The 11042-nt window shown below is 64.3% G+C and carries 10 protein-coding genes and 1 pseudogene; 4 read left to right on the top strand and 7 right to left on the bottom strand.

What is annotated here, in order from left to right; translation table 11 throughout:
* Window positions 1-692: 692 nt before the first annotated feature.
* From J0J10_RS00585 to J0J10_RS00560, 6 genes are all read right to left on the bottom strand, one after another.
* Entirely contained in the window at window positions 693-1391 is a 699-nt protein-coding gene (locus tag J0J10_RS00585) for a 3'-5' exonuclease (protein WP_291644407.1), read from the bottom strand.
* Window positions 1392-1532: 141 nt separating this feature from the next.
* The gene (locus tag J0J10_RS00580; RefSeq protein ID WP_291644406.1) at window positions 1533-2765 is read right to left on the bottom strand and encodes a PDDEXK family nuclease; all 1233 of its coding nucleotides are present in this window, start codon (window positions 2763-2765) and stop codon (window positions 1533-1535) included.
* 548 nt (window positions 2766-3313) lie between these two features.
* Entirely contained in the window at window positions 3314-4081 is a 768-nt protein-coding gene (locus tag J0J10_RS00575; protein WP_291644405.1) for a LamB/YcsF family protein, read from the bottom strand.
* On the bottom strand, window positions 4078-5580 hold the full coding sequence (locus J0J10_RS00570; RefSeq protein WP_291640546.1) for a tripartite tricarboxylate transporter permease: 1503 nt from the start codon (window positions 5578-5580) through the stop codon (window positions 4078-4080). Before J0J10_RS00570 ends, J0J10_RS00575 begins: the two co-directional genes overlap by 4 nt.
* A gap of 6 nt (window positions 5581-5586) precedes the next feature.
* Window positions 5587-5997 carry a hypothetical protein gene (locus J0J10_RS00565; protein WP_291644403.1) on the bottom strand — a complete coding sequence of 137 codons (411 nt, stop codon included), beginning with the start codon at window positions 5995-5997 and terminating at the stop codon, window positions 5587-5589.
* Between the two features lie 27 nt (window positions 5998-6024).
* Entirely contained in the window at window positions 6025-6957 is a 933-nt protein-coding gene (locus J0J10_RS00560; protein ID WP_291644401.1) for a Bug family tripartite tricarboxylate transporter substrate binding protein, read from the bottom strand.
* 134 nt (window positions 6958-7091) lie between these two features.
* Between J0J10_RS00560 and J0J10_RS00555 the strand changes: the two genes are divergently transcribed.
* From J0J10_RS00555 to J0J10_RS00545, 3 genes and pseudogenes are all read left to right on the top strand, one after another.
* Window positions 7092-7997, top strand: a complete 906-nt coding sequence (locus J0J10_RS00555; protein ID WP_291640551.1) for a LysR family transcriptional regulator — start codon at window positions 7092-7094, stop codon at window positions 7995-7997.
* A gap of 195 nt (window positions 7998-8192) precedes the next feature.
* Window positions 8193-8847, top strand: a pseudogene (locus J0J10_RS00550) (IS701 family transposase); the annotation flags it as partial.
* A gap of 112 nt (window positions 8848-8959) precedes the next feature.
* Window positions 8960-9256 carry a hypothetical protein gene (locus tag J0J10_RS00545; protein ID WP_291644399.1) on the top strand — a complete coding sequence of 99 codons (297 nt, stop codon included), beginning with the start codon at window positions 8960-8962 and terminating at the stop codon, window positions 9254-9256.
* A 28-nt stretch (window positions 9257-9284) separates the two neighbouring features.
* Here J0J10_RS00545 and J0J10_RS00540 read toward each other — a convergent pair whose 3' ends face one another.
* Window positions 9285-10361 carry a helix-turn-helix domain-containing protein gene (locus tag J0J10_RS00540; protein ID WP_291640554.1) on the bottom strand — a complete coding sequence of 359 codons (1077 nt, stop codon included), beginning with the start codon at window positions 10359-10361 and terminating at the stop codon, window positions 9285-9287.
* Between the two features lie 281 nt (window positions 10362-10642).
* Between J0J10_RS00540 and J0J10_RS00535 the strand changes: the two genes are divergently transcribed.
* Window positions 10643-10960 (top strand): hypothetical protein, encoded by a 318-nt coding sequence (locus J0J10_RS00535; protein WP_291644397.1) that lies wholly within the window; start codon window positions 10643-10645, stop codon window positions 10958-10960.
* Window positions 10961-11042 lie beyond the last annotated feature (82 nt).

The following is an 11042-nucleotide window of genomic DNA, read 5'->3' as shown; positions in this document are numbered from 1 at the left end:
TGAAACCGGCGAGATCATCGCCTGATCAATCCCGGCAGCGGATATGGCAAGGGCCCCGATCGGGGCCCTTGCCATATCCGCCGCTCCACGACGCCAGTGGCCTACTTTTGCTCCGCCACCCTGGCCTGGAATCCGACCGCCGTTGACACCCGCTCAAACGCATTCGCTCCACACTCTGCGCCGTGCCGGCGCGTTCGCCCGGCATTACAGCGTGGAGGTGGTGGAATGTCCTTTCCTCAGACGGGCAACATCTTGCCCAGGCGTCGTGCGCCGTCATTCGCCCGCTTGGTGGCGACAGCCCTACGGACTTCGCTCAAGGGGCAGTCGTCCAAGATCAAAACGGTGGCGCTCTGGACTGGTGCGAACGACCGAACTGTGAAGAACTGGCTCTCCGGCGAGCGCGCTCCCAGTGGCGATCACTTCCTGGGACTGGCTGCGAATTGCCCTGCGGTTCTTGCGGCTTTCCTGGCGGCCATACACCGGAGCGACTGCTTGGTCATGGCTGACATCGAGGAAGCACGCGCAAAGGTCGCCGCAGCGTTGGTCGCGCTGGAAGCTGTTCGAGCCGTCCAGTTGGAACGAGGGGACAGCGGCCCGCAGCGAGCATTCGTCGAATAGCGCAGGCGGCTCCAGGTGCTGTGAGCTTATCTGTCCAGGCCGAGTCGAAGCTGACGATCGTCAGGAGCAGGAGGTCATTGGGGGTAGTTCAACGAGCTTGTGTTCGGCGTGCCGCGCTCGAGTGATCCAGGTTTGCCGCGCGGTGCAGTAGGGCTCCCCAACGTCGCCAGCCAGTCATGTGCTCCCGCAATCCGAATCCGCTGCAGCCGGTGCAACACGTCGTGATCAAAGGTTTCGGCGCGACAGCGAGAGCGTGCGTCGGCGCAGATGCGATCAAACAGGTGGGCGGTAACAAACGTATCTGCGCTCGCCCTATGCAGGCGACCAGGCGACGCGATGCCCATCTCGTCGATAAGGCCACCTAGTCGATAACTTTTCCGGCCTGGAAATATGCGCCGAGCCAACAGCAAAGTGCAGAAAGCGCGAACAGGCTGCCCATCGAGAAACGCGCTCGCCTCGTGTTCGTAAAATCGCCGATCAAAGCCGGCGTTGTGACAAACGATCGGCGATGATCCGATGAAAGACGTCAATTGATGCATGGCTACGGACGAGGTCGGTGCGCCGCTTAGCATCGCAGTGGTTATGCCGGTGATCTGCGTTATCTCGGCCGGCACGCGGACGCCTGGATCGACGAAGGTAAGAAATTCGTGGCCTGCGCGGCCATCCACCACTTCGCGAGCTGACACCTCAATCACCCGCGCGCCCATCGCGGGGCTGAGGCCGGTCGTCTCGAAATCCAGCACGACAAAGCGTCCGCTTGGAATGCTATTCAAGGTTGGACCCTCCGCGCCTATGTCGTCGATTCGGAAGCAAGGATATCATTTCGCGATGAGCGACCACGACATGGCCTCGGTGCTTTTGCAAACGATCAAGCTCGTCGAACATGGGACCTCGAAAACGAATACCGGACCCAGTCAGTTTGTAGTTTCCTCGACGTCGCTGCCGCGCGCAAGTTGAGCCAGGCGAGGTCGTAAGCTGTTCACGAGGCTGTTTGCAGCTCCGGCAAGCCATTGAATGTCTGCCGCTGTGTCACGCGGTCCGTCGCTGACACTCTTTACGATCAGTTTCGCCTGGAATGGGTCGTCCCGCTCTTCGCGGAAAGCTATGTTCAAGCCGGTCTCGGACAGGATTGCGCCTGCTTCGTCGGACAGCGCTGAAAATATGGATGCGCCCTCCGAGCCAGAAAGTGGCAGGAAGATCCCGATCTCGGCGGGGCCTTTACCCCAACGGTATGCGGTGAGCCACAAGCCCGCTGGTAGACTGAACCGGATCCAGTTGTCGCCGCCGTGCCGCGGCGGTGGCTGGTCCGGGTGATCGAGACGCACGCTGTCGATGACGGCCTGCCAGAACACACGGTTGGCAGCGCGCTGGCCCACCTGGTCAGTTCGCACAACTTCGCGGGTTTCGGCGCCGATGTCCCCAGCCTGCTCTAGCGCGAGTTGGACGGGTGCGCCGGCTTGATCGACGACCAGGCGCTGCTTCACGATCTCGGTTCTCAACGGGAGTTGTGGCAGCACCACGAGGTTGCCGGCAGCACCCTTCCATACCTGCAGTTCAACAAGGGAAAGTCTGCTGAACGCTGCCAGCGTCTCGTTGATGTAGGCGCCGATCGCATGAAGATCCGAGCGGATCCCGTCGCCGACGATAACCAGGTGAAAGTCTCCGAACTCAAGTGACCGGGAAACCGCATCGACGAAGGCGGCTTCGTCGAGAACCGTCCCATGGCTGCGAGCGTGCTCGTAGAGGGGATTGGCGCCTCGGCCAGGCGAGAATGCTTTCAATTTCGCCGTGAGATCCGCGTAGCCTAGCCCCTTCAGGAGCGCAGCGTATTCGATGATCTGTGCAACGACCTCTCGCCGAGCTTGCGGATTCCGCCACATCTTGCATTCCACCAGCACCAGTCGGCCGGCACGGGTGACGCCCAGACAGTCGAGATAGACAGGTCCACCGGAACGAGACAGCGCGAACTCGCGAGCTATCGGGATCATCGGCCCTGCGCCGGGCTCAATGCGATCGAGGGGGATCAGATCTGGGTGCTCGTGGACGTGGTCCTGGATCCAGCGTTCGCTGAAACCGCCATCGGTTCCCAGACTAACTCGCTCCAGACGGGACAGAGTGCCGTCCGGTCCAACTTCGATAGCGCTCACGTGATCTCACCCCGCTCCCTGCCTGTTTCAGGTGACCAGGTGCCCAGGTCAAGCGGCGTCAGTGGCGATCTCGCAGACGCGGCAACGAACAGATGCGGCGAGGTCGTGCCGCATCCAGACGTCGGCGCACCGGATCGGCATCGGAGGAGGCCAAGATCTTGTAGACAAAGGGTTTTCTGGGGCGTTGGCCGAAGCGATTCCCAGCTTCGGAGGGCAACGCTCTATCCAGCTGAGCTACGGGCGCAATCCGTGGAAGGTGGATAGCCGATCGCGGCCGCTTCGGCAACGAGGGATTTTGCGATTGAGCAGAGCCCGAAGCGGCAAAGGTCACTCGTTCGAAACCTGTCGGGCGCGCCATGGTTGTGGCGCGCCGGTGGCTGTAGCGCAAACCGCGAGCAGTCTTGCGCGGGGCGATCGTCGCCGGAAGAGCGCCAGCCGCGGCTTTTTATAACATCAGACCGAAAAGTGGAATCCACTTTTCAGAAAACTCCGATAGGATAACAATGAGATAGGTCACTGTGACCGCATCCGAACGGATGCGCGGCGATCTAGCCGAGCAGAACCGGAAGCGGGACCACCTCCACTCCCGCCTCTGCGAGTCGCGACCGCACCACCCGCATCACGTCGACCGCCGTCGGCTCGTCCCCATGTATGCAGAAGGTGTGGATCTCCGCCGGGATGCGTTTCCCCGAGGTGCTGATCAGCGCCTTGTTCTGGATGATGTCGAGAACTTGCCGCGCGGCCTGCTCGGGGTCGCGGATCACGGCATCCTCGCGCTCGCGCGAGGCCATCATGCCGTTGTCGTCGTAGACCCGGTCGACATAGGCCTCGTTCGCGACTCTCAGCCCGAGTTGCTGGGCGGCCAGCGTCATCTGGGAGCCTGCATTTGCGACATAGATGAGCTCGCGGTCCGCGGCCTTGATGCCGCGGCCAATGGCGAGCGCATAGTCCAGGTCGCCATGCGCCATGTTGTTCAATGCGCCGTGAGGCTTGACATGCGTGACCTTCGCCCCCTGCGCGAGCGCGAGCGCGAGCAGGGCGCCGATCTGGTAGGTGACCAAGTATTCGAGATCCTGCGGGCGCATACGGATCTGGCGCCGGCCAAAGCCCCAGATGTCGTTGAAGCCGGGATGGGCGCCGATCGAGACGCCGTGGTCGAGGGCGAGTTTCACCGTCCTGACCATGATCGTCGGGTCGCCGGCATGCATGCCGCAGGCAACATTGGCCGAGCCGATGAGCGGCATCAGCGCGGCGTCGTTGCCGATCGAATACTTGCCGTAGCCCTCGCCGATATCGGCGTTGATGTTGATCTTCACGTGATGTCTCCGGTCGTCGGGGCACGATCGCGTGCCCGCATGGAAAGCAGACCGCCGATGAGCGCGGTTGCGAGGATCGCCAATGCGATTGGATGGGACAGCAGGGCGGCCGGGTCGCGATCGGTGATGATCAGCGCCTGTCGCAATGACAGCTCGAACTGGGGGCCGATGACGAAACCGATCAGGAAGGTGACGCGGGAATAGTCGAAACGGTGCATCAGATAGCCGAGCACCGCGAAGCCGATCATGACCTGCACCGCGAAGAGCGAGCGGCTCTCCAGATAGGAGCCGACGACGCACAGCATGACGACCACGGGAATGATGATGATCGCCGGCACCCGGGTGAGCTGCGCGAAGGCGACGAGGCCGACCCTGCCGACAATCAGCATCAGCACGGCCGCGACGAGCATCGTGCCATAGATCCCGTAGACCAGCCGGGCATGCTCCTCGAACAGCCGCGGGCCGGGCACGACGCCGTGGATCGTCAAGGCCGCGATCAGGATGGCCGCCGACACGCTGCCCGGGAGTCCGAGCGCGAAGAGCGGGATGAAGCTGGCGGGGACGACGGCGTTGTCCGCGGTCTCGGCGGCGGCCACGCCTTTCAGCTCGCCCTCGCCATAGCGCTCGCCCGGGCGGGCAAAGCGCTTGGCGATACCGTAGGAGGCGAAGGACGCGACGCTCGGGCCGAGCCCCGGGATGATGCCGATCACGGTACCGACCAGGCTCGATCGCAGGAAGGTCGGAAGCACGTGGCGGAATTCCGGCCAGCCGAAACGGTCGTCCTTCCCGCTGGTGACGACCGGCGTGGGGTCGCTACCGCGACGCCCGAGCAGTTCCTCGGCCTGGATCACCATCTCGGTCAGCGCGAGCATGCCGACGGTGACCGCCAGGAGCGGGACACCATCCATCAGGTCGACCTGATCGAAGGTCATTCGCGGCGTGCCGCTCTCGATGTCGAGACCGATGGTCGCGACCAGCATGCCGAAGATTCCGGCGATCAGCCCGCGCAGGAGAGACGAGCCCGACAGCGCGGCGATGAAAGTGAGCGCCAGCATCATCAGCGCCGTCATTTCGACCGGGCCGATCTTCAACGCGAAGCGTGCGAGCGGCAGCGCCAGCAGGATCAAGGCGAGCGTGCCGACGACGTCGCCGATAACGGAGCCGTACAGCGCCGTCTGCAGCGCCTGACGCGCCTTGCCGGAGCGTGCGAGCGGATAACCGTCGAGGCAGGTGACCGCCGCATTCGGTTCGCCGGGCACGTTGATCAGCACTGCGGTAGTCGCGCCTCCCGCACCGCTCGCCTTCGCGATGCCGATGAGGAAGCCGACGGCGCTGACCGGGCTCATATAGTAGCTGAGCGGGATGGCGATCGCGAGCGCCGCAGGGCGGTTGAGGCCGGGCAGGACGCCGATCACATAGCCCAGCAGGACACCGATCAGCACGAAGGCGATTGTATCGGGCGAGAGAGCGTCGCCGAATCCCAGAAGCGCGTCTTGCATGGAGCCTCAGCCGAAAGCGAGCCAGAGCGTGGCGCCGCAGATGATCGCGGTCCCCAGGACCGGAAGGGCGCGGCGTTCTCCCAGGATCACCATGCCGGCGGCGCTGGTCACGGCACCGGCGGGCACGATGCCGCCGAAGCGGAGGATCAGCGCCCCCAGGACCGCGAGCCCGATAATCCGGCCGAGCGCGCCGATCCCGGTCGGGTAAGCGGGTTCGGCGCGGCGCGAGACGAGCCGCCGCCCGCCATCGAGGACGAGCAGGGCGAGGAGGGCCGCGGTCAGAGCCGTGGGCAGGAAGGCCGGCGAGAGCCCGAAGCCGCCCTCGCTGGTCTGGGCCGGGATAATCCAGACCAGCAGGGCGACGCAGAAGCCCGCAAGCAACAGCGTCTCCGCGATCAGAGATATACGCGAGCGCATGCGGCGGTGCCCCTCTACCGTCCGCTCTTACTTCGAGGCCTCGATGAGCTTCTTGAAGCCCTCGCTCTGGCCCGCGATCGTCTTGGCGAGCGCCTCGCCGGTCGCGACGAACGGATTGAGGCTGCGCTTTTCCATCAGATCGACGATGGAGGGATCGGCCGCAGCGGCGGCGAACGCATCGTAGAGCGTCTTGGCGACGTCGGCCGGCAATCCCTTGGGCGCGACGAAGAGGATCAGGTTCACGCTCGACAGGCCGTAGCCCAGCTCCTTCAGCGTCGGCACGTTAGGCAGACCCTTCAGTCGCTGCTCGCCGAGCACCGCGAGAACGGAGAGCTCCCCGCTCTTGGCCTGCGGATAATAGGCGCCGGAAGAGTAGCCCAGCGGCGTATGGCCGCCGATGACCTGCGTCACGACCTCGGCGCCGCTGCGGGTCGGAACCGGCACGAACTGGACGCCGGTCTGCTTGCCGAGGGCGGCGGTGATCATGCGATCGAGGGAGGTGCTCGACGCATAGGTCGTCTTCCCGGCGCCCTTGCTGGCGTCGATCGCGTCCTTGAGGGTCTTCCAGCCGCTCTTGGGCAGCGCGATGAAGGCTTCCGGGAATTCGCCGGTCGCCGCGACATAGGTGAAATCGTCGAGCCCGAAGGCCAGCTTGGTGACCTGCGGATCGAGGGTGATCGTCGTCGAGGTCGTCGCCACGATGTTGTAGCCGTCAGCCGGCTGCTTGCTCAGCGCCGTGACCGCAACTGCTCCGCCTGCCCCGGCCTTGTTCTCGATCACGACCGGCTGGCCGAGCTTCTTCGACACCAGTTCTGCGACGGCACGCGCCACCACGTCGGTGGTGCCGCCGGCTCCGAATCCGACCGTGACCGTGACGGGCTTCTCCGGCCAGGCGGCCAGGGCGGAGGTCTGCATCAGGCCGAGAATCGCGGCCCCTGCAATGGCCAGTCGCATACGCATGTTGATCTCCCGATACCCTGTTCGACGTCCAAATCCCCTGACCGTTTGCCGGCCATGAACCTATTGCGCAACGACAGCGATCCAGTGTCCAATGCAAACTTGAATGCTCTCCTCATGCGAAACGTGCATAAGCTTTGATAGATCTGAAAAAGCTGCATTTCTTTGTCGCTATCGCCGAGGGCATGCACCTCTCGAGGGCGGCGGAGGCGCTGAACATCAGCCAATCCGCACTTTCCCGGCAAATCCAGTCCCTTGAAGACGAGCTCGGCTTTCGCCTGTTCGACAGGATCGGCAAGCGTCTGAGCTTGACTGCTGAGGGAGAGGACCTCCTACCGCGCGCAGCCCGATTGATCGAGCAGGCCAACGCGCTTTCGGTCCGGGGCAAATCCATAGTGAACGGCGAGGTCGGACATCTTCGCGTCGGTGCCACCGCTCAGACGATCGCATCCCTCATCGCGCCGGCGCTGACGGGCTTCCGGGCGGAAAACCCCGGCATCGAGATCACTCTGGCCGAGGGGCCGAACCGATCCCTGATCGAAATGGTCGAGCGCGGCACCGTCCACATGGCCATTGCCACCCCCAGTGATCCGGCGGATTTCGGCTCCGCTCCTCTCTTCGTCGCACGGTTGCTCGCATATCTACCGCCGAAGGATTCGCGCCGGGAGCAAGCGCAGCTTCCGTTGGAAGCTCTCGCCGATGCCCCCGTTCTGCTTCTCCGCAGGGGCTTCATGACCCGGGATCTCGTCGATGAAAGTTTCCGGAAGGCCGGAATCCGGCCGCGCATCGTCTTGGAAAGCGACAGCCCTCACGCTCTCGTGGCGATGGTCGCGCAGGGACACGGCATAGCCATGCTGTCGTCGGCGGCCTCAAAGGGTATTCACAATTTCAATCCGGTCCCTTTGACGCTGTCTGGTGCCGCAATCAGCCGCCAGGTTTCCGCAATCTGGAACCCGACGCGCCATCGGCCGGCAGCCTTGCCGCGGCTGGTGCGAACTCTTGCAGCGATGGCGCATACCTGGCCGACCGCTGGCCGTGGATGATCGCTTCTTCGCGCGATCGTCGGCCGGTTGCACGGTCGGCTCAGTGCGGATGCTGCATAGAGAGCGCTCAGATGCTCACTGGCGAGTTCCAGCGCACTGATCGGGCTTGAGATTTGAAGGCGGTTGAACGCCTATCACTACTTCGGCAGATTTTTGAGCGGCGCGGGTTTTCGGGATTTCCGCGGCGGGGTTTGCGTGATTCATGGATGGCCGGCTTTCTGGAGGGCCGGCCATGGACGAGAACTGGAAGTCCGATCTTGAGGGCTGGCTTGCGCCCTTTCTCGGCGCACTGAGGCGCAAGGTGCGGGCGCGGATCTGTCCGGCCTATGTGGCGGGGCTGATCGGAGCCGGCGATCGCAAGAGCATCCAGCCGATGGCGGCGCGCGACGGTGGCGTCGGTTACGACCAGCTTCATCACTTTATCGCCGGCGGTGTTTGGGACGTGGTGCCGTTGGAGAAGGCCCTGCTCGCCGAGGCCTGGCTGATCGTTGACGATACGGCCCTCCCTAAGAAGGGCGAGCGCTCGGTCGGTGTCGCGCTGCAATACGCCTCGACCCTGGGCAAGCGCGAACTGCCAGACATTGGTGTCGCTGACGCTGGCTTCCAGCGAGGTGCCGATCATGGTGGGGTTCCGGCTGTTCCTGCCCGAGCGCTGGACGAGCGATCCCACACGACTGGCCCGGACCGGCATGCCGGACGGTCATGGAGACTATCGGACCAAGCCCGAGATCGCGCTCGCCGAGATCGATCGGGCGCGCACGGCCGGCCTGCGCTTTGGCTGTGCGCTGGCGGATGCCGATTATGGCCTCTCCGCGCCGTTCCGGCAGGTCTGAGCGAGCGTGGCCTCACCTGAGCCGTCGGCATAGGAGCGTGCCAGAAGGTCTATCCGGTCGACGCGGCTCTGGATCTGCGTCGCGACGGCGCTGCTGACATTTTCGGTCGTCAGCACGTTCATCTACAGCATGGCCCTTTTCGCGCCGGCGGTGCTGGTTCTCGCCGCGATTTCGCTCGGCATCGGCGGCTTGGCGCCGGGAGCGCTCTATGCGAGTGCGCCCCATACTTCGCCGGCCCCCGCCAATCTTCCGACGATGATCGGCTTGCTTCAGCAAGCGAGCAATCTGGGCCAATTCGCCGGGCCGATGATGCTGGGAGCGCTCGCAGCGCATTACGGCTGGCCAGCCGTGGCGTTCGCGGCGGTGCCGGTCGCCCCCGCCGGGGCCATGGCGTGCCTGTTGCTGCGCGGCGCGGACAACCAATAGCCGATCCACGCCGCCGCCAGGGCAGGGCCTACGAACCGAAGCCATCCGCCCTCAGGCGGACCTCGTGCCAATCGCCGTCCTGCTGGCGGATGAGCGCGCGGTATTGCCGTGGCGGCAAGTCGAAGCGCGCGCGGAACGCCCGGCTGAACTGGCTCAAGCCGCCAAAGCCGCAGCGTTTGGCGACGTCCGCCAGCGAGTACTCGTCCCGGTTGTCGGCCAGCAGGAGACGCAGGGCCTGGTCGAGCCGGCGCTGCAACAGCACGGCGCGAATGCCGCCTTCCGCCGCCAGGAGCCGGTAGAGCGATGCCCGCGAGAGATGCACCGCATCGGCGATCTCATCGGGTCCGAGCTGCGCGTTCGCAAGATGCGCGTCGATATAGTCGAGCGCCGCCTTTCTCCGCGATTTCACATGCTCCGCTTCGTCGCTCGCCAGCCTTGCGCGGGCACAGGCGGTCGTCAGTGCCACGATGCCCTCGATGGCCGCCTCGGCTTCGCTTACCGTGAGGGTACCGGCCTGCGCGTAGAGTTCCTGCATCGCTGCGCCGATCAGCCGCGCGGCGCCGCTTCCGCGCCGAAAGACCAGGCCGTGCGGCTCCATGGCCAGCAGCGCCGCCGGCACGCTGTCGCGCGCGAGGACGAGGATCAGGTTCTCATAGTCGCTCGTCACGCTGTGGAATGGCTGGGCATAGTCGACAATTTGCACATCGCCCGCCTCGACCCGTCCGCGCTGCCCGGCCCAGTCATTGTCACAGGATCCTTCGAGCTCGAGATAGATCAGCAACTGATCGGGGCTGCGCGCGACCAGCGCGGGCCCCCGCGTCATGATGAACGCCGTACCCTGCGAGCGCACCAGCAGCGCGCGGGGCAAAGGATAGGTGCGGCTGGAGAGGGTGAAGCGAGCTTGCTCGGACGGATTCGGCAGCGACAATGTGTAGATGTGCGCGACGGTGCCACGAAACCTCTGCCAGAACTGCGGTCCGAATTCGCCCTGGGGATTGCCGTCGAACGCTTGCAGCGTGGGCGAGGAGCCGCCCTCTTCCCTGTCAGCCACGGGCCGCCTGGCAGGGGCATTCAATGCCGGATCGTCGGCGGGGATCTCTGCCATCGCACTTCCCTCCCACGCATGACACGACCCGGATGAGCTTGGTGCAGGCGAACAATTTAAGTGACGTAGCGTCGCAGGCGGGGGGCTTCTGTCAAGTGGTCTGCGGTCTGGTTTGATACTGGAGATCATTTACTTGCCGTCGCGTCTCAATCTTTTACTTATTGTCAATTTTCGCTTGAAATTCAAAAGCATAATACATTTCCTCCATTTGCGGGGCCGGGCTTGCTTGGTCGAGCCACGGTTTTCCGGCCGGCAATCATTCGGTTGGGAAAGGGCTGAGCGTGACCGGTTCGAATGGAAGCTCTGCCGCGGTGCTTTCCGATGCGATCGGCGCGATCTACGACTGCGCGCTCGATCCGCTGAAATGGCCGGCGGCTTGCCGAACGATCGCCAGCCTCTGTGAAAGCACGGCGGGCGGGATTTGCGTGCACGATCTCAGGCACACGCAAAACGACCAGTTGTTCGTGTTCGGCTACCAGCAGCAGTTTCTGGAAGAGCTCGGACGGAACTATGCGGAAAGCCCGATGGCGTCATGGCCCGCCCCCGTTAGGTGGCCCGGTTCTAATCTAGTGCATGGTGGGCTTGGCGGCCACGGTTGAGATGGCCGGCGAAGCGGGTTGGGTTTGCGCAGCCGGCCAGACCACAGCGACCGGTGCTGGCGGCTTGTAGCCGAGCGAGGAG

Origin of the sequence: Allobosea sp. (assembly GCF_017308075.1) — a bacterium.
GTDB lineage: Bacteria > Pseudomonadota > Alphaproteobacteria > Rhizobiales > Beijerinckiaceae > Allobosea.
This window is presented reverse-complemented; position numbering and strand designations above follow the sequence as displayed.